This is a genomic window from Methanobrevibacter sp. V74, assembly GCF_963082495.1.
GTDB lineage: Archaea > Methanobacteriota > Methanobacteria > Methanobacteriales > Methanobacteriaceae > Methanocatella.
Genome location: NZ_CAUJAN010000003.1, coordinates 293,423 through 313,167 on the forward strand (window position 1 = coordinate 293,423; position 19,745 = coordinate 313,167).

The window sequence follows — 19,745 nt, forward strand, 5'->3', positions numbered from 1 at the left end:
AAACTCCTTATTTACTCCTTGCAAATATTAGTTTGCCTACAAAAATCCCTATTAATGCAGATAAAAATGCAGTGGAAAGCGGTAAATCTGTGTAGAATGGGAAGTTGCCAGACTGCCATGCTACAATAATCCCTGCAATAATTATTATCATAAAAGCTCCAAGAGTGAAGTGAGTATCATTAACATTAAGTTTAATCTGTGAACCTATGATTAAACCTAATATTATTCCAAATATGATTGGTCCTAGAGATAACATTATTCACCCTCCCCTACAATTTTTTTAAAACCTGCAAATGCAATAACTATTGAAGATAAACCTACAAATACTTTTAAACCTACAAATATGTTAAGGTATGGAATGATACCTGCATTTGTAACATCTGGATAATGTAAGATGCCTTGGATAGTTTGAGGAACAATATTCAATATATCTGTTCCGACATTATATAAGAAGAACCCTCCTACAAACAAACCTATCAATCCAAAGACAATGAATCCCAATGCACCGACAGATTCTAAAACTTCAATATATAAGTGTGAAAATTCTAATGGAGAATTGCCCACTCCATAAACAATTACAGACAATATAACACCACTAGCTATCATTGCACCACCTTGGAATCCTCCACCAGGAGTGATGTGACCTCCAAGAATGGTCATTATACCTAAACAAAACAATATGATTGAAATTGGTAAAGATATGAGTTTTAAAATTACACTACCTTGGCTCATCTTTTACCTCCCAATAATCCTCTACCAAATATTAGTAAAACAACTAACCCGGCAGATAACAATATAATTGATTCACCTAATGTATCATATGCTCTAAAATCAAATATTACGACAGTAACCATGTTTGGAGCAATTTGAGTTCCTAAAGCATTGTAAATATTACTTACACCCGGATTTATCATGCTACTTAAATGGAATATCGCATCAAGTAAACTAACAGAAAATATTGCTGTTAAAACCGCTGCAAGTAAATTACGAACAGTTGTTTCAGACAAGATTACCACCCCAGTACATGAAAGTAACTATAAGTGCAAGTGTTGCAATTGCATAGAACAACATCTTCTCTAATGAATCTTCCTGTTCTATTTTGAATTTTGGAATAAGTGGAATATTACTAATTAACACAATAGCTAGCATTAATGAAACAAGTCCTGCAAGCAACACACTTACATGTCTTAATAAAATTGCAGATAATACTAAAGATACAATTAAAAATATTTCCGCTGTAATGCTTCCTGAAACGTCTGCATTAGTTACAGGCCCCGGTGAGAACAATTGTCTGAATTGCTTTACAACATTGAATATTTGATCATACAATTTCATAATATCCCCCCTACAAAATCAGAAATTCCATTTGTGACAATGTCCGGGAAGACACCTAACAATAATATAATTATCAATAATATTCCCATTGCAAATATCATTGATTTTGGAACCTCTTTATTTTCAAGATCCAATTCATTAGGTTTTGGTTTTAAAAACATTGTATAATATGTTTTTACAAATACTACAAATGTAGCGATACTTACCATAATAGCTAAAATGGATATTTCCGGAAATCCACAACTTAAAGATGCCTGAACAAGCATTAATTTAGATTGGAAACCGCTTAATGGAGGAATTCCAGCCATTGCAAGACCTGCAACTAAAAGCATGACCCCCACTTTTGGATGGTATGCAAGAAGTCCGCCTAATTTTCTTGTATCCAATTCATTTGTTGCATCTACAATTGCACCAAATCCGATAAATAACAGTGCAGTAATTACGATTTCATTTAATGCTTGGAAAAGTCCTGCAGTTATTGAAAAATTTGTTCCAAGCCCTATACCTAATCCGATGAAACCTAATTCCCCTACTGCTAAAAACCCAATCATTCTTCTAAAGTCTGTTTGAGTCAATGCAAGAGAAACACCTAATATCATGGCCAAAATAGAGAAGAATACTATGAGAACTTCAAAGATTGGAAGTGATGAATATATTCTAAACATTATCAATACAATTGAAATCATTGAAATAACTGTAAATGATTGCAGTAAAGCTGCTCCATGAGGTTCTGCTTTTGAATAAATTCCAGATTTTATAGTATGGAATGGCGGTAAACCAGATGCATATAACCATCCAAAGAATATTAATGCGAGTGACAATAAAAATACTGGAGAGTTGGCGTTGACCAAACCACTGTGAACCGCATGTGCAATATCAGTAACATTTACACTACCAGTTAATGCCAGCAAGAATCCAATTCCTAAAAGCATTATTGGAGAACCAATTGATCCTAAAATCATATATTTTAAAGCCATTTCGTAACTGTAATCAATTGAAGATGCGGCAACTATGCCCACCTGTGCAAGCGCCAGTATCTCAAAGAATACAAACATGTGGAATATATCATCTGTTAATATTATTGCAGTTACAGCGGCTGTACCTAAGAATAACAGGAACAAATAAGGTCCAGAAACTTCTCTGTATTTAGTCAAGTAAATAAATATTACTAAAAATGTTAAAAGGCCAATGCCCCCTATAAATATCTGCTGCAAGAATGTAAATGAATATGTAATTGCCGGATGATATGCAACTCCAGTTACATTATCTAGAATTGGTTCATAACCTCCGAAATAGTGAAGACCATAATTAGACAACAATGGAATTAGGGGCAAGCATATTGCTACAACAAATGCAAAAATTTTAGTAGCTTTATTGAACTTTGAAAATGCACTAATTAATAATGCCGCCATAAGAGGAACAATCACCATAAGTGGAATTAATTCATTCATCATATTCCTCCTGTTTTGATGTATCGGCCAACATTACTTTTGTAGATAATGTACCATGTCTTCTGTATAAAACCATCACTAAAGCAAGCATCACTGCAAGAGTGCTTGCACCGATTACAATACTGGTAAGTACCAATCCGAAAGGAAGGGGATATGCTGCATTTGATGCAAACCATGAAGTATCCATTCCCGGCATTAAAATTGGTACAACTCCACCTGCCTTATAACCAATAGCAACAATGAATAAATTAGCTCCCTCTTCAATGAAACTAATACCAATTATCTTTTTAATAATATTATCAATGAATATAGCTGAGTAAAGCCCAATAATGACTAAAGCAGCTGAGGTCAATAATATTACAAGTTGTAGTTGAGCCATTATTCATCACTCCTTTGAGTTTTTTTAACAGCAAGTGCAATAAATACCGGAATAATAGCTACACCCACAATTGCCTGAGTTAAAGCAACATCTGGTGCTAATAATATCTGGAACAATAAAGCCAATGCCCCCCCACTAAATCCGGTTAGAATAGCTGTTTTTAATAAATCTTTTTGAATAAGGGCAAGAATGGTACTTAATATTACTATAATGCATAAAACGATTTCCAACATACTACTCACCCTCATCAATTTCCAAGGTAGTTACTGAAAATCTATCATCTACTTTAAGTTTTTCTGAATTTTCACTTTCTAAAGCCTGTACCTTTTCTTTAGAATGTAAAAATGGATGATTTTCATCTACTTTTTCTTCAACTACCAATAAATCCTCTTCATTTTCCCTATCTTCCTTTTTCCAATAGGCATTAGCTATTGCATGTGCTATAAATGGTGCCAGAATAAAGTAAATTCCGGCTAAAAGATATTGGCCAAGACCAATCATTGCAATAATACAAGCAACATCAAATAAACCCACTATGTGGATTCTAGCATAAACCACATTTTTAGTATTTTTATCCAAACTTATAAGACCTATTGCTGCAATTATAGTAATAACGGCCGCTATTAAAAGAAGAACTGATTGAATATATTCGATCATATGTCTTCTCCCCCCAAAGTAACAGCGAAAGCAATAGTTCCTACAAAACCAAAGAATATTAAAGCTAATGATATATCTCTAAAGAATTCAAGATTATATAAATCTCCACCGATAAGCAATGCAACAGCAAATGCATTGACAATGACGGAACTTCCTAAAAGCCCCATGGATGTGGATTTATATGCACTAATCCTTAGGCTAACTAACATTATTATAATCAATGCAATAACCATAATATATTTTGAAACAAACAATATATCCATACTATCTCACTCGATTTTTTATCAAAGAAACATTATTCTAACATTTTCTTTATATAAGGCTCGAAAGGAATAATATCCTCTTTTTTTCTTGGAGAAATAGCAGCTACTTTGATAATGTTATTTTCACTATCTAAATCAACAGATAAAGTACCAGGTGTTAAAGAAATACTATTTGCTAAAATTGTTTGTGAAACAGGTCTCTCCAAAACTGTTTCAATATCAACAACAATAGGATCAATATTTCTTCTCATAATTCCATTAAATGCAACACTGCATGTTGATTTAATTATTTCCAAAATGAGAACTACGAAATAGACAATTCCGTATCCAATTCTAGTCAAAAACATTAAACAAGCTCCATTTCATTATATAAATTTACAGTCAAAAAGTTGACATTTGATAACACTTATATTTATCATGATTATTCATTATAAAGTTATGCTTTTTTAAAAAAACAGGATGGGACATGAAATTTTTTAATTTTTCATAGAATTTTTTATTTTAAAAATTTTTTGCAATAATTTTATTTTTCAGTTGTTTTCTATTGTTTATTTCGTTGTATATTCTTTTTTAAGTTGTGTCCTATTGTGTATAGTTTAAACTCTGTAATTATTTGTTTTAAGTCCGTTGTTGTGAATTTTGTTAGGTTTATGTTTTGTTTCATGTTTGTAAATGGTAGTTTCTGCTGTTTTTTTGAGCGTATTTTTGTAGATTTTTTTGGGGGGGGCTTTTGTGGTTTTCTATTTTTCTTTGCATTTTTATTTTTGAAATATTTTCCATAGTCAGTGATTATTCTGTATTGTTGTGTTTTTACTGTAATATTTTTGTACTGGGCAGTTTTTGCATTCTTTGGTCCAATGTGTGATTCTTGTTTTGTTTTTGTATTGGTATTCGCTTTTTTTTCTATAGTGGTTGACCAATTGGGGGGAAGATATAGGTCATCATTTCGTGATCATAGTTGATAATTAATCTTTGGAAAAATGGTTTTTTTTTTCGGACAATTATTATACTATTTTTTTTCTTTTCTTGAGAGTTTTCGTGAGGATATGTAACCGTCAAGGTCCATGTTTTTCAAGATATTCTGTGTTTTTCATCTGTTGAATAGTCATTATCTGCACTTACTTGGTAATTAACAGGCATTTTCATCGTTATATTTCTGTTAAATTTGATTGTACTTGTTCCATTTAATGGAACAAGTTCGTAATGGTCTGTTGGATTGTATTGTTATGTATGATGCTAGGATTATTCTTTTATGTGAGTCTACAGCAATCTGTCCATTGTAATCCAAATTCCCCATTTTACCTTTTTTTTATTAATCATAAAAATCTTGAATCTGGATCATTTACACTTAATTACATCATTTTTTCCAGAATTCTTTAAGCTTTTCTTCGAGTGTTTCAAGCTTTTTTGTAAATTTTTTTTCAGGATTTTTCTTCTGGATTGTTTTAAGAGGTTTTTACTTGAAGCTCTCAATTTATCTTTGGTCTCCATCATTTTCAGAGGAGTTATTGATTTTCTCTTACTGTTTCTTGGAATTTTTGTTTGTTAATATGATTCAGGAACACTAATTTTTCCAGATTCATCGCCCAATTCCAAATCTTCTTCTTGATCCAATTTATAATACTTTTCTTCCAAGTGTTCTTTTCATGATTATTTTTAATTGTTGTTCATTGGTTATTATTTTTTAAAGATGTTTTTGCTTTTACTTTAGTTCCATCTAAAAATTAAATGGTGGATTTTAATTAAATCTTCCTTCTTTTGCAATCTTTAAAGTTGTTTTAAAAGCTTCATCAATTAAATCAGGTATAATCCAATTTGAATCTTATAAAATTGTCCCTATAAACTGGCTTTTGCATGCCTGCTAAAGTACATATAAGCAATATTCAGTTCTTGTTCTTCTCTCAATTAGAGAAGACAATCCACCATCAAATAACACTCATCCAAACCAATCCTAAGCAACATTTCACGAGGATATAAGCAGGTTCACCAGGCTTATCACGAAAAACTCCTTGTTAGCTTCGGAACAATCAATTTGATCAACCACATTTTTAATAAAATAACACGGATGACCTTCAGGAATCAAATTACTCAAGTCCATAGGCACCAACATAGTCTGATTAATAGTATCATCTTTTAAAACCATAAATAAAACAACCATAAATATTAATATTTATAATAAAAGATTGTACTTCATAGTATATAAAATTAAAGGGAAAAAAATAAGCGAAAAAAATTTTAAAAATTAATGAGAGTCATGTCCCATCCTGCAAATCATATAAAAAAAACTTACGAAAAATCAAATTCAAATCTAAGAGGCACTTTCAAAAACTTAGGTGATTTCACTTTAAACAAGTCTTTTACTAAAAACTTTTTCCTGATATTTGGCTTTATTTTTATAATTTAAAGCTAATAAACCGTTTATTGTGAAATAATTTAAGTGCATAAATTAATCAAAAAATAATTTATCACTTAAGTTTTTGAAAGTGCCAAAATCTAAGAACTAATTAATAACACTATTATAATATGAAAAGATATAATAAAAATTTTCAGCTAAAAATTCTTAAGTTTCTAGGAATGTCAGGAATTCAAAACTTTTAAATATATGTGTTATTGATATTATAATATAGTTAAAAAGTATATTACTTTAATTAATATTAATTGTAGTAATTTTTTAACTACATATAAAAAAAATGAGTGAGGTGAAAAAGAATATGTTATGTAAAAATATGGGTAAATTGTTATTTTTATTTATTATTTTATTAATGTCTATATCGGCTATTTCTGCAGTTGATGATTCAACTGATGCAGTTCAAGGAGTAGCATTAAATGATTCGGATGTTCTTTCATATTCTAATGATTTAAATGATATAGTTGGTGATAGAGGAACTCCAGGTTCTTTCACTGATTTACAAACAATTATCAATAATGCATCAGCTGGATCTACTATAACTTTGGATAAAGATTATGTTTATAATAATTTAACAGACTCTAATCCAATAACAATTAATAAGAAATTAACTATACTTGGTAATAATTTTACATTAAATGGAAATAATCAATCAGCTATTTTAAAAATAAAGGGTTTTGGTCTTTCTCATGTTGTTTTAGATAATATAACTTTTATTAATGGGTATTCTGATGAAAGTGGAGCTGCTATCTACTCATTATCAGATGATATAGAAATAAAAAATTGTTACTTTAAAAACAATAAAGCTGATGATGCTTATGGTGGTGCAATATATTTAGGCTGGGATCGTGGAATAATTTCTAATTGCGTCTTTATTAATAATACTGCAGATCATGGTGGAGCTATTTATACAGCTAATAATAATTTTAGAATTAAAAATTCCACATTTAAAAAAAATAATGCCCATAGGGGTGGTGCTATTTATTTTGATTCAAATGGAATTTTAGAAGATTCTATATTTATTTATAATAATGCAGAATATGGTGGAGCTATTTTTGTTAATGATGAAACTGTTACTATTGTAAATTCTTCTTTTAATGATAATTATGCAATTCATTGGGGAGGAGCCATATCTTTCCAAAGTGATGAAGGTAATATTATAAATTCCTCTTTTAAAAATAATAATGCAAATGGTTCTGGTGGAGCTGTATTCTTCCATTGTAAGGAAGGTAATATTATAAATTCCTCTTTTAAAAATAATAATGCAAATGGTTCTGGTGGAGCTGTTTATTGTCCGAGTAATGCTAATAATATCAAAAATTCTATTTTAAATAGTAATTTTACTAATAATACTGCTTATAATGCTGGAGCTATTTGTTTAGCTTCTAATAATACATTGGTGGATAATTGTCAGTTTATTAATAATTCTGCCACTAAATATTGTGGTGGAGCAATTGATGACACAGATATGGATTTAAAAAATAATACTATTTCTAATTCTGTTTTTAAAAATAATTTTGCTAAGATTTATGGTGGAGCAATAAGTGTTGCTAATGTAATGATAATAAATTCAACATTTAAAAATAACTCTGCTATCTTTGGAGGAGCTATTTATGTAATTAATTCAACTATTATTGATTCTACATTTGAAGATAACTCTGCTAAAGAAGAAGGCAAATCAATATATGCAATTAATAATGTAACATTAGAAAATTGTAATATTGATTCTAGTGATGTTGTAAAAAAATTCTTAAATAAAAAATTAGAAGTTATTAACAATTATGACTACAATTATTTCACTGTAATTAATGGTTTTTATGGATTATGTACTGAAAGATTTTTAGGTGAGGCTTTAAATGGTATTCGTGATGATGGTCTTAGATTATTAAGAAATAGTCTTAGTGGTGAAGATGTTAGTGAATATCTTAAAATATTGATTTATACTTTTGTAAACAAAGAACAAGACTTAAATGGCACTGGTTTAAATAATGCTGTTTGGGAATTTACTGATGGTAATTTTAGAAATTCCAACAACACAATTGTTAAAAAAGTTTTAGCATTATATGAGTCTGGAATGAGAGTTCCTAATAAAAATGCTTCTAAACTTTTAGATAACAGATCAATAATCTTTTATGATTTCTCATCATTAATCACACCATCATTATGGCAAAATTTAGTATTATTTAAATTCAGATCCCTTAATATCACAGAAAACCTTACAAAAGAAACATTAAACCAAAGTGTATTAATCAACCAAATTGTCGAATTTAAAATAACACTAAAAAATACAGGCAATGAAAGTATTAACAATGCTTTTATACAAGATAATGATTATAGTAATGGTCTTGTCTATTATGGTTGGAAAAATGTTGTGGGCAATTGGACTTATGATGCAACACATAAAAAATGGATTTTAAACAACCCATTAAAAGCTGGTCAAAGCGTATCTATAATCCTATTATTCAAAGCTGTGCAAAATGGAACTTTAATAAACAACGTTAGCTCTGGATTTGACAATATCACATTATCCAACAGTACAAACAACACAACAGTTTATAAACCTAATATTAAAGTAATTAAATTAACCAATAATCCCATTGTTTTTGCTGGCGATTATGTAGGCTTCACAATCAAAGTCACCAACACAGGAGACTGTAAACTAAACGGTGTTTTTGTTTATGAGACTAAATATGATGGCCTCAAATATGATTCCTTTATTGGAGCTGATTGGACAAAATCAGGAAACAAATTTATTTACAACAAAATCTTAGACATAGGAGAATCAGCCAGTTTCATTGTTAAATTTAAAACAATAAAAACAGGTAACTTCACAAACATAGTAGTCGTAGGTTCCAACGAAACACCAAACAGCACTACAAACAACACAACCAAAGTATTCACTCCTAAACTAAGTGTTATTAAATTATCCAACACCCAAATCGTAACTGTAGGACAAAAATGTAGTTTTACAATCGTTGTACGCAACACCGGAGACTACAAACTAACCAAAATATTCATAATCGAAAAAAATTACAAAGGACTTAAATATGATTCCTTTAAAGGATCAAAATGGACAAAAATAGGAAACAAATTTATTTACAACAAAATTTTAAATGTAGGTGAATCCGCAAATTTCACAATCTTCTTTAAAACAACAAAAACTGGAAACTTCACCAATATTATAATGGCAGGCAGTAACGAAACAGGAAACAAAACTGTTAACAACACTACACAAGTTGTAAAAAAACACAAAAATGAAAGTAATAATAAAACTCCTAAAAATCCTAAAGATCCTAAAAATCCTAAAGATCCTATTGTAAAAGAACATAATGTTGAAAAAACTACAGGTAATCCAATATTAGCACTATTAATAGTATTAGCAATAATCCCATTAATCAAACGCAAATATTAAAAAAAAAGATTACCTTTTGAGACTGTCCAATAATTTGATTTTGAAATTTTGGATTGAATATTTGGAATTCGGAGTGCTTTTTTACACTTGAAATTGCACTTCGATGATATTTTTTTAGGAAATAGTAGTTAATGACTTTGTTGAGATTCTATATTTTTTCACTTGAAATTTCACATCGACATTATTTTTTTGATATTAGAATTGTGTTTTCATTATTTTAGTATGGGATTTGTCAATAAATCTTTAATTTAATAATTTTTCTTATTTTAATATTCAATTATTCTTTGTTTTACTCATACTCTTTTTAAAACTCTTATTTTTGATTTTTTTTGAGAATTTTTATTTTGGCATTTTTTTTTTTTTTTGAGGATGTGACGCAAAATTTTTAATTGAATTTTGTGTTTTTAGATTTTTTATATTTTTTCTTATTTTTAGTTGTTTTTAGTGTTTATTTCGTTGTATATTCTTTTTAGGTTGTGTCCGATTGTATATAATTTGAATTCTGTATTTGTGTTTTTTATTCCGGTTGTTGTGAATTCATGGAGTTTCATGTTTGTTTTATGTGTGCAAATGGTAGTTCTGCTGTTTTTGATCGTTTTTTGTAGATTTTTTGTGCCCATTCTGTTTCCATTTTCCGTTGCATTCTAATCTTGGAAGGGTTGCCATAGTCTTGAATTGTTCTGTAATTCTTTTTCTTGCAGCAGATTTCTTTCATAACACAGTTTTTACATTTATTAGTCCAATAAGTTATTTTTTTGTTTGTTTTTGTATTCATATGTTCGTCTTCGATATAAAATTTCTCCCAAAGGACAGATGTAGGTTTCAATTTCTGCATCGTAGCAGAAATTGTCTTTTTGGAATGGTTTTTCCCATAGATTATATTTCTTTTCTTTTCTTGAGAGTTTTCTGGTGGATATGTATCCTTCTAAGCCTTTTTCTTCAAGATAGGTTGTGTTTTCATCAGTTGAATATCCATTATCAGCACTGAATTGGAAATTGGAAGGCAATTCATCATAGATTCCAGTTAAATTGTTTTCTAATTGTTCTATTGATGGAATAAGCTCGAAATGGTCTGTTGGATTTTGTGTAATGTATGAAGATAGGATTATTCCTTTGTATTCATCCACAATGATTTGTGCATTGTAATCCCATTCCCATTTGCCTTTTTTATTCATCATCAAGCGAGCATCAGGGTCGTTAATGCTGATTACATCTTTTGGTGATTCTTTTACTTTTTCTTCGAGTTCATTGAGTTTTTTTAAAACTTTTTCTGGATTTTTTTTCTGCTTGTTTTAAAAGATTTAAACTTGAAGAACGCAATTTATCTTTGTTTTTATTATTTTTAGAAGATTCTTGAATTTCTTTTACTGTTTCTTTGAATTTTTCTTTGTCTGTTAATGATTCTGGAACTGAATTTCCAGATTCATCTCCGAGTTCATCATCTTCTTGCTGATCAAGTTCAATACTTTTTTCAAGGTGTTCTTTCATGATTTTAATTTGGTTTTCATCAGTTAATTTATTAATTGATGTTTTTGCTTTGATTTTAGTTCCATCCAAGCTCAAATGATGGATTTTTATTAAATCATTTTCCTTTGCAATTTTGATGGTTGTTTTGAATGCTTCGTCGATTAAATCAGCATAATCGACTTTAAATCGCGCAATTGTCCGATAGGATGGTTTTTCCATTGCTGCAAGATACATATATGCAATGTCAGTTCTTGTTTTTCTTTCTATTTCTCTTGAAGACAATCCTCCATCAAATACGCTCATTAAAATGAGCCTGAGCAATAATTCTCGAGGATAAGCAAATTCACCAGGCTTTCCACGAAATTCCTGGTTTGCTTTCGAACAATCAATTAAATCAACCACATTTTTAATAAAATAGCAAGGATGATCTTCAGGAATCAAATTTCGCAAGTCCATAGGGACCAACATAGTCTGATTTATATTATCATCTTTTAAAACCATGAATAAAACAACCATAAATATTAATATCTATAATAAAAGATTGTACTTCATAGTATATAAAATTAAAGGAAAATTAGTCAATTAAAATTAGAAAAAATTGTGACTTCGTGTCACATCCTCAAAAATATATAAAAATAAACTAGCCCTGTTAAAAAATATTTCTAAAGAAAAGCATCCCAAAAAATAATCAAATACTCATAAATTAACAGATTAATTGAAAAATAACTATTTTTTAATAAATTATAAAACATTAAATATGCCAATATACAAATTTAGTTATGCCAAAATAGGTGAAGAATATGGATTTAGTAGAAAAACTTGAACCAATAATCATATTTTCAGCAGTAATAGCTGGATTGATATTTTCAAACATAGAAATTACATCCCAAAACACAGAACAACTGATAAATATATTCTTATGCTTAATGCTTTTCGGAGTATTTCTCGAAGTGCCAATAGTTGAGCTAAAAGACAGCTTTAAAAATTTTAAGTTCACATCAACAAGCTTAATAATTAATTTCATATGGACACCCCTTTTTGGATACTTTCTAGGTTCCCTATTTTTAAAAGGAAATGTTGATATCTTGATTGGGTTTTTCATGCTAATATTAACTCCATGTACTGATTGGTATCTAGTATTTACAAAAATGGCGAAAGGAAACTTAACACTAAGTTTATCAATACTGCCTATGAATTTGGTCTTGCAAATTATATTGCTGCCAATCTATTTAGTTATTTTCTTCTCAAGTGGAAATACAATGGGTTATGCCCAACTCGCATACTCACTTTTAATTGTTATTGTAATTCCATTAGTTGCAGCCCAACTTGTTAAATTTATCTTAAATGCCGATTTAAAAGAAAAGGCGGTTGATTCGTTTTCATCTTTACAGATTTGCTTCTTATCACTTGCGGTGTTTTGCATATTTGCAAGTCAGGGAGATTTGTTGTTTAGCAATTTAGACTCTGTCGTTAGCATATTTATTCCATTAATCCTATTTTTCACAGCAAATGCCATAATAGATTTATTAGTATCTGAAAAGATTAATTTTACATATTCCGAGTATGCCAGCCTGACAATGACAACATTGGCCCGCAATTCACCACTAGCTCTTGCAATAGCCATTAATTCCTTTCCCGGCCATGAGTTAATCTCAATAGCCCTTGTAATTGGACCATTAATAGAACTACCGATACTTTATATTGTTTCAAAATTCTGTTTATGGGTTAAAAATTCAGGACTATTCTTTAGTTGCAGATATTAACCAATATAACTTCTGAACAGTACAAATAAAACAGGAATATGGTAAATTATGGAAATTACAGCCAATAAGAATACCATGCTCAATCCAAAATTTCTATAAGCTTTTTTTGAAGATAAAGGTGCAAATATCTTAATTCCAGCAGGAGTGAATGAATCAAGAACCATATGTGAAAATACTCCTAAAAATATGCTTAAAACTATTTCAATATAAGAAATTTCAATTGTAGGCAGGATAAACAAACTAATAAAAAATAATGGAATGAAAATCATCAATAACTTCTTATTTAGGAATAAAAAACTTAAAAGAACTATTAAAATAGCCATTAAAAGATAATGATTATTTAAAATAGTTACAGCACTTACTAATTCATAAGCCCAAATTAAAATTAAGCTAACAGCTGAAGTTAAAGTTAAAACCCCAAAAATAGAGTGTGTAAAACTTCTATGTTCAGAAAAATAGAAAACCGCACCTAAAAATACAATGATTAATCCAATATAATAAGGCAATTTAAGGATATAAAGTGAAATAAACACGACCAATCCCAAAATAATTATCTTATACACATTATCCTTTTTGAATTTATGGTCAAAATCAGGAACATTTGCACCGATTAAAGCTAAAGCAATTGATAGAGGATTGTGAAAAAACATCAAAGCTAGTAATAATGCAAATACTGAGTGTCCCTTATATGAAGACAATTAAATCACCAATATAAAAATATGATTTATATATTATAAACAATTAATGAGAGAGCATTTGAGGAGTTCTCTTAAGTTTAAATTGAAAAATATCATGAATTTATCAATAACCAAACAAGATCAAACACCAAAATAACTTAAAAAACATTCCATTTGAGCAAATGACCTATCAACAGAACCCTCTCCAACACTGGCAAATGGAGATAATACCTCACCAGTAATAGCTGGAATTTCTTTTAAATTACAGACATCTTCAACTGCACCATTATATGATGAACCAGCATAATCAAATGAAATTATTTCAGAACCGATATTTTGTGAAATATAATTTGCTATCAAATAGCTTTCAGGAGATGGAGATTTTGATGAAAAGATTGATTCCATACCCGGATTTGCATTATAGGCAGTTGAATGAAAGTCCCCAACAAAGTTAATCCCCAAATTTTCAACATTTTGAAGAATCAAATTACTTAATGAGTTTTTAATGTGAGTAGAACGATTTAAATCCATTCCATTAAATGTTCTCTCATTATTCATGCTTGATTTTGGTGATGCGAATGGTATGAAATATATTGTACAATTTAAATCTTTATAAACCAGTTTATTTAATAATCGCATATTAGCTATTTGTGACGGCAGTTCATTTCCATGAATTCCGGATAAAATCAATACTTTGGTTCCCTTGTTTCCCAATTTAAACATAGGAGTTCCATAAACACATTTTTCAAGAACAAAATGAGTTAATTTGTTTAATTCTAAATTTTTCAAAAGATGATTATTTCTTGAAATATATCCTCCTGAAAAATCAGAAATATACTTCATTTCCAAATTACCAAATTGCTCAATTTTTCTAAAATGCATATATTAATTATACTGTGAAACTCTTATTTAATATTAAGGGATTAAATTGAAGAAATATATTAAAAACTTAATAAGACTCATAAATTATGAAAGAGATGCTGAAATTGACTTAATGACATATGAAATAAGTACCATGTCAGGTAAAAAAAGAGAAGAACTTGGAAGAGCCATTAATAAAGTTAAAGGAAAAAGTTTAGGTAATGAGTTAGGCTTAGAGATTGTCCAGTTTGGAAGGCCAGAGGCTATTGACACTGAAATATCAGTTGGAGATATGGTCTTAGTAAGCAGTGAAGATCCATTGCGAAGTGATTTAACCGGCACAGTTACTGAAAAAGGCACCAGATTCGTCAAAGTTGCTTTTGACAAACGTGTTCCAAGATGGGCAATTAAAAAGAAAGTTAGGCTTGATTTATATGCTAATGACATTACATTTAGAAGAATGGAAGATAATTTGAAACATTTAAGTCTGAAAGGTAAAAATGCTCTTGAATACATCTTAAAAGATAGAAATCCAAGGAAAAACAGACCTGCCCCATACATTTCATACATTGATGAAAATCTCAACTCCTCTCAAAAGTCGGCTATTGAAGATGCATTATCCTGTGAAAATTTTTTTTTGATTCATGGTCCTTTTGGAACGGGCAAAACCAGAACATTAGTTGAGCTAATATCCCAAGAAACACGTCAAAACCATAAGGTTTTAGCAACTGCTGAAAGTAATGCTGCTGTTGATAACATTTTAGAGAGATTGATGGAAAATAAAAAACTAAATCTTACAAGGCTTGGTCATCCTCAAAGAGTTTCAAAACACAATATTACACAAACTTTAGCATATAAAGTTGAAAATCATGAGCTAAATAAAAAAATTAAAAAAATTAATAAAAAAATCAATAATTTGATTGAAAAACGTAAAGTCCACACCAAACCAACACCGCAGTATCGTAGAGGATATGGAGATTATGATATTCTCCATATGGCATCAAAAGGAAAATGCGGTCGTGGAATTAGCTCTGGAAAGATGAAATCCATGGCCAAATGGATTGAAATTAACCAAGAAATCGACGAAGCCCATGACGAGATAAAGAGAATTGAAAATAAAATGATTAAAGACATCATTGAAACAAGTGATGTTATACTTGCCACTAACTCATCAGCAGCTCTTGAGTCAATTGAAAGAGTTAAATTTGACGTTGCAATTATTGATGAAGCATCCCAAGCTACGATTCCAAGTGTTTTAATCCCGATAGCTAAAGCCCATAGATTTATCCTTGCAGGAGACCACAAACAGCTGCCTCCAACAATCATTAGCGATAGAGCAGGAGCACTCTCAAAAACTTTATTTGAAGAGTTAATAATGATGTATCCTTTTAAATCCCAGTTATTAAATATCCAATACCGCATGAATAGTTTGCTTATGAAGTTTCCAAATGAGGAATTCTACAACAAGAGCCTCAAGAGCGATTCAAGTGTTGATGAGATAAATATTAATGACATTGTCAAATCTGATCAAAATGAAGAAGCATTGCTTTTTATTGATACCTCTGATGTTGATTTAGAAGGGGAAACCCATCTAAAAGATTCAAAATCCATTATCAATAACTTCGAAGCAGAAATTAGCTCAAAAATTGCTCAAGATTATTTGACAATAGGTGTAAATCAGGAAGACATTGGAATCATTAGCCCTTATGCCGACCAAGTAAAAATTATCCAAGATATGACCCCCGTTGAGGTTAAAACGGTAGATAGTTTTCAGGGAAGAGAAAAAGAAATCATTATCATCTCCACAGTTAGAAGTAATGAAAATGGAAATATTGGTTTTTTGAGAGATTTGAGAAGATTAAATGTTGCAATTACCCGTGCAAAAAGAAAATTAATCATAATTGGCAACAAAAATACTTTAAAAGTTGATCCAACTTATGAGAGATTGATTAATTTTTGCGAAAAGAATGACTTATTATTAAAAATTTAGGTAAACCTAAACTTTTATATATAATGAAGAATAATGTATAAACAAGAGATGAAAAGTATTTCGATACTTTAAACTCGAGACTCTTAATTGAGGTTTTGATTTTTCAAAGCCCATATAACTTTTCAACCTCAATTATAACCCTCAATTAAGAGTTCTCTTCTGTCAACTTTTTTTAAAAATTATAAATACTATTAAAAATATATTATGTTATATAAAACTTATTTTTATTATATGGTGATTAAATGACTGATAAAGTAGTTTTAGCATTCAGTGGTGGGTTAGACACCTCCGTGTGTGTTAAATTATTAGAAGAAGAATATGATGTAGAAGTTATTACTGCTTGTGTAGATGTAGGGCAAGGTGAAGAAGAAATGGAAAAAGCAAAAACTATGGCATCAAAAATTGGTGGATTAAAACACTACAATATCGATGCTAAAGAAGAATTTGCAAACGAATACATCTCACGCGGAATTAAAGCAAATGCAGAATATGAAGGATATCCATTAAGTACTGCTCTTGCAAGACCACTGATTGCTCAAAAAATCATAGAAGTAGCTGAAAAAGAAGGAGCAACTGCAATTGCACATGGATGTACTGGAAAAGGAAACGATCAATTTAGATTTGAAGCAGTTATTCTTGCAATGTCTAACTTAGATATTATTGCACCAATCAGAGAAATGAATTTAACCAGAACGGAAGAAAAAGAATATGCTGAATCTAAAGGTATTGAACTAAGTTACGATAAAATTTACAGTATTGATGAAAACCTCTGGGGAAGAGCTATTGAAGGAGATGTATTAGAAGATCCTGCAAACGAACCTCCAGAAGATATTTATGAATGGACTGCATCCTGGGAAGATGCCAAAGCAGAACCCGAAAAAGTATCTATTGAATTCGAAGAAGGCATACCTGTTGCTATAAATGGTGAAATGATGCCATTAATAGACATTATCAGAAAAGCAAATGAAATTGCCGGTGAAAACGGTATCGGTAGAGTAGATACAATTGAAAACAGAATGATTGGTCTTAAAAGCAGGGAAATATACGAAACCCCCGGTGCAAAATTATTAATCGCAGCACACCAAGCATTAGAAGAATTAGTTTTAACTACTGACGAATTAAGATTTGCAGAATACATGTCAACACTTTATGCTGGTTTAGTATACAGAGCTCTCTGGCAAGAACCTTTAAGAGAAGATTTAGACCAAGCAATTGATAAAATGCAAGAAAGAGTAAGTGGAGAAGTTGTAATGAAATTGTTTAAAGGTTCAATCCAACCAATCGTTAGAAAATCTCCTTTCAGCTTACACAGCATTGAACAAATTACCTTTGAAGACAAAGAAACTGACCAAAGAGAAGTCGAAGGCATGATTAAATACCACGGCCTTCAAGCTGTAAATTATCAAAAATTAAACAGATAGCTTTCAAGCTATCCCTTTACTTCTTTTTGTACGGCTTCTGTGAAATATTCATTGAAAAAGCCACGATTATATTCAAATAACTCTTTAAAACTAGAATCAATTATATACATTACACACCAATCATCCTCATCACGTATTCCACGACCATAAGCTTGCATTAAAGCCATTACGGTTTGATAGTAAAACCATTTAGGATCAATTTCTCTTCTATACTTTACTTGTTCATTTAATTGAGGATAAGGAATTTTATATATTATCTGGAATCTGCACAAATCACCTTTAAAATCAACACCATCTTTAATGGAAGCTCCAATCAAAACACTATTGCCTTTAGATAAACTAAATTTCTTTAATACAGCGTTTCTGTTTTCACCCCCAACAAAAACTAACGGATAATCTTTTAATTGATTTATAATCCAAAATGCCTGTTCATTACTTGAAGTGTGAATAACACCTTTTTCGTTTTCATGTTTATCAAGCAATTCCTTGACTTTATCAATAGCTCGTTTATTCTTCCATTTAGGACCCCTACGTCCATTACCACTCATTCTTCCAACGAAATCTATATAAATTGGTCTTTTTGCCACATCAAATGGACTTTTTTCATAAATATAATGAGTTTCATCAGGATCAATATTATTCCACTTACAGAACTTGTCTTTGCTTCCCAATGTACCTGTTAAAAATATACGGATGTTGCCTAAGCTTAATAGGTTTTGAGTGTCATCTACAACAGAAAATGGTTTGAATTCAGCTGAAATATCCATTTTATTATCCAATATAATATCTTTATCAGGCAAATCAATAATTAGATCCTTACTAGATAGTCCCAAACTAATTTCAACAAATGTTTTAAGGTCTTGTTCCAGATTTTGCTTTTCAACATAATCAAAATCAGAATACTTTGAAGGATTGCTTTCAAACTCATCTAATGAAACTTGAACAGACTTGTTAGCATCTCCCTCAATTTTTTTAATTCTCTTTTTGCATTCCCTTATTAAATCATTGCAAATTCCAATCCAATACTCTGGATTTCTTTTTAAATCATAGATTGATTTTGTAAAATGCATTACTGGTTCAAAAATATCAATACCAAATTTTGTGGATATATATTCACGGTTTAGCTCAGATGAAGACAGCATTAACATTTTACGTTCCAAATTATGTGCTTCGTCTAAAATTAGCAATTCACGAGAATCCAAAATAGGATTTACAACACCCCCATAATATAAAAAATCATAATTAGTAATGACATTTTTAGCTTTCTGGGCCTCTTTAAATGCTATTCTAAACTCACAATCACAGCATCTTCTTAAATTGTATTCCGCCTTAATACAAAAGTCACAGCTACCTTTATAATTACATTTATAATTTCCACGACCTTTAATTTCGACCAATATCTCTTCAAAATCATCCAAATATTGTTCTTGAAGTTGTTTAGTCATTGTTAAAATATATGAATCATCATACATATTGGCTAAGGTTGTAGCTATTGCAGATTTACCAATGCCTGTTCCCGCTTCGAGAATGATATTTTTAAATCCTTTTTTTATTGCAACGTTAATTTCATTGATGAGTCTGACCTGACTATTTCGGGGACTGTACTTCGGCAGTGACCAATGAAGCATCCATTCTAGAGTTGAATTATTACTATCCATAAAA

The 19,745-nt window shown here is 30.2% G+C and carries 20 protein-coding genes; 4 read left to right on the forward strand and 16 right to left on the reverse strand.

All coding sequences use genetic code 11. The features are described from left to right. Nucleotides 1–7 precede the first annotated feature (7 nt). From Q9969_RS06460 to Q9969_RS06505, 10 genes are read right to left on the reverse strand one after another with little or no spacing between them, the layout of a single operon-like run. Nucleotides 8–256, reverse strand: coding sequence for an energy-converting hydrogenase B subunit J (locus Q9969_RS06460; protein ID WP_305515560.1), 249 nt, complete (start codon nucleotides 254–256; stop codon nucleotides 8–10). Beyond that, the gene (locus Q9969_RS06465; RefSeq protein ID WP_305515562.1) at nucleotides 256–732 is read right to left on the reverse strand and encodes an MnhB domain-containing protein; all 477 of its coding nucleotides are present in this window, start codon (nucleotides 730–732) and stop codon (nucleotides 256–258) included. The genes Q9969_RS06460 and Q9969_RS06465 overlap by 1 nt, the downstream gene beginning before the upstream one ends. Then, nucleotides 729–1,007: an EhbH gene (locus tag Q9969_RS06470; RefSeq protein ID WP_305515564.1), complete on the reverse strand. Its 279-nt coding sequence runs from the start codon at nucleotides 1,005–1,007 to the stop codon at nucleotides 729–731. The genes Q9969_RS06465 and Q9969_RS06470 overlap by 4 nt, the downstream gene beginning before the upstream one ends. Next, nucleotides 1,000–1,335, reverse strand: a complete 336-nt coding sequence (locus tag Q9969_RS06475; RefSeq protein WP_305515566.1) for a hydrogenase — start codon at nucleotides 1,333–1,335, stop codon at nucleotides 1,000–1,002. Before Q9969_RS06475 ends, Q9969_RS06470 begins: the two co-directional genes overlap by 8 nt. Further along, entirely contained in the window at nucleotides 1,332–2,789 is a 1,458-nt protein-coding gene (ehbF, locus tag Q9969_RS06480; RefSeq protein ID WP_305515568.1) for an energy conserving hydrogenase EhbF, read from the reverse strand. The genes Q9969_RS06475 and ehbF overlap by 4 nt, the downstream gene beginning before the upstream one ends. Continuing rightward, a complete protein-coding gene (locus Q9969_RS06485) occupies nucleotides 2,779–3,165 on the reverse strand; it encodes a cation:proton antiporter subunit C (protein ID WP_305515570.1) in 387 nt (128 codons plus the stop codon). Before Q9969_RS06485 ends, ehbF begins: the two co-directional genes overlap by 11 nt. Next, complete coding sequence (locus tag Q9969_RS06490; protein ID WP_305515713.1) at nucleotides 3,165–3,407, reverse strand: DUF4040 domain-containing protein; 243 nt, start codon at nucleotides 3,405–3,407, stop codon at nucleotides 3,165–3,167. Before Q9969_RS06490 ends, Q9969_RS06485 begins: the two co-directional genes overlap by 1 nt. Next, on the reverse strand, nucleotides 3,400–3,822 hold the full coding sequence (locus Q9969_RS06495; RefSeq protein WP_305515572.1) for a cation:proton antiporter: 423 nt from the start codon (nucleotides 3,820–3,822) through the stop codon (nucleotides 3,400–3,402). Before Q9969_RS06495 ends, Q9969_RS06490 begins: the two co-directional genes overlap by 8 nt. Then, nucleotides 3,819–4,085, reverse strand: a complete 267-nt coding sequence (locus tag Q9969_RS06500) for a hypothetical protein (protein ID WP_305515574.1) — start codon at nucleotides 4,083–4,085, stop codon at nucleotides 3,819–3,821. Before Q9969_RS06500 ends, Q9969_RS06495 begins: the two co-directional genes overlap by 4 nt. Before the next feature lie 32 nt (nucleotides 4,086–4,117). Continuing rightward, nucleotides 4,118–4,432, reverse strand: coding sequence for a monovalent cation/H+ antiporter subunit E (locus tag Q9969_RS06505; protein ID WP_305515576.1), 315 nt, complete (start codon nucleotides 4,430–4,432; stop codon nucleotides 4,118–4,120). 2,364 nt (nucleotides 4,433–6,796) lie between these two features. On the opposite strand from Q9969_RS06505, the gene Q9969_RS06510 reads away from it, so the two are divergent. Next, on the forward strand, nucleotides 6,797–9,904 hold the full coding sequence (locus tag Q9969_RS06510; protein WP_305555559.1) for a hypothetical protein: 3,108 nt from the start codon (nucleotides 6,797–6,799) through the stop codon (nucleotides 9,902–9,904). Nucleotides 9,905–10,451: 547 nt separating this feature from the next. On the opposite strand, the gene Q9969_RS06515 is transcribed toward Q9969_RS06510, so the two are convergent. The 3 genes from Q9969_RS06515 to Q9969_RS06525 all read right to left on the reverse strand — a co-directional run bounded on the left by Q9969_RS06515 (nucleotide 10,452) and on the right by Q9969_RS06525 (nucleotide 11,872). Then, a complete protein-coding gene (locus Q9969_RS06515; RefSeq protein ID WP_342766060.1) occupies nucleotides 10,452–10,739 on the reverse strand; it encodes a transposase in 288 nt (95 codons plus the stop codon). Beyond that, a complete protein-coding gene (locus tag Q9969_RS06520) occupies nucleotides 10,639–11,082 on the reverse strand; it encodes a transposase (RefSeq protein WP_305555566.1) in 444 nt (147 codons plus the stop codon). The genes Q9969_RS06515 and Q9969_RS06520 overlap by 101 nt, the downstream gene beginning before the upstream one ends. A 67-nt stretch (nucleotides 11,083–11,149) precedes the next feature. Continuing rightward, complete coding sequence (locus Q9969_RS06525) at nucleotides 11,150–11,872, reverse strand: transposase (RefSeq protein ID WP_305555569.1); 723 nt, start codon at nucleotides 11,870–11,872, stop codon at nucleotides 11,150–11,152. 299 nt (nucleotides 11,873–12,171) lie between these two features. Here Q9969_RS06525 and Q9969_RS06530 point away from each other — a divergent pair, with 299 nt between their 5' ends. After that, a complete protein-coding gene (locus tag Q9969_RS06530; RefSeq protein ID WP_305514713.1) occupies nucleotides 12,172–13,134 on the forward strand; it encodes an arsenic resistance protein in 963 nt (320 codons plus the stop codon). Here Q9969_RS06530 and Q9969_RS06535 read toward each other — a convergent pair. Further along, complete coding sequence (locus tag Q9969_RS06535) at nucleotides 13,131–13,832, reverse strand: metal-dependent hydrolase (RefSeq protein ID WP_305555572.1); 702 nt, start codon at nucleotides 13,830–13,832, stop codon at nucleotides 13,131–13,133. The genes Q9969_RS06530 and Q9969_RS06535 overlap by 4 nt on opposite strands. Before the next feature lie 120 nt (nucleotides 13,833–13,952). Then, the gene (locus Q9969_RS06540) at nucleotides 13,953–14,654 is read right to left on the reverse strand and encodes a succinylglutamate desuccinylase/aspartoacylase family protein (RefSeq protein ID WP_305514709.1); all 702 of its coding nucleotides are present in this window, start codon (nucleotides 14,652–14,654) and stop codon (nucleotides 13,953–13,955) included. A gap of 85 nt (nucleotides 14,655–14,739) precedes the next feature. Between Q9969_RS06540 and Q9969_RS06545 the strand changes: the two genes are divergently transcribed. Together Q9969_RS06545 and Q9969_RS06550 are read left to right on the forward strand one after the other, a co-directional pair. Then, on the forward strand, nucleotides 14,740–16,662 hold the full coding sequence (locus tag Q9969_RS06545) for an IGHMBP2 family helicase (RefSeq protein ID WP_305555575.1): 1,923 nt from the start codon (nucleotides 14,740–14,742) through the stop codon (nucleotides 16,660–16,662). 242 nt (nucleotides 16,663–16,904) lie between these two features. Then, nucleotides 16,905–18,083 (forward strand): argininosuccinate synthase, encoded by a 1,179-nt coding sequence (locus Q9969_RS06550; protein ID WP_305555578.1) that lies wholly within the window; start codon nucleotides 16,905–16,907, stop codon nucleotides 18,081–18,083. 8 nt (nucleotides 18,084–18,091) lie between these two features. Here the strand turns inward: Q9969_RS06550 and Q9969_RS06555 are convergent, their stop codons facing one another. Beyond that, nucleotides 18,092–19,741, reverse strand: coding sequence for a helicase C-terminal domain-containing protein (locus tag Q9969_RS06555; RefSeq protein ID WP_305555581.1), 1,650 nt, complete (start codon nucleotides 19,739–19,741; stop codon nucleotides 18,092–18,094). Nucleotides 19,742–19,745: the final 4 nt, after the last annotated feature.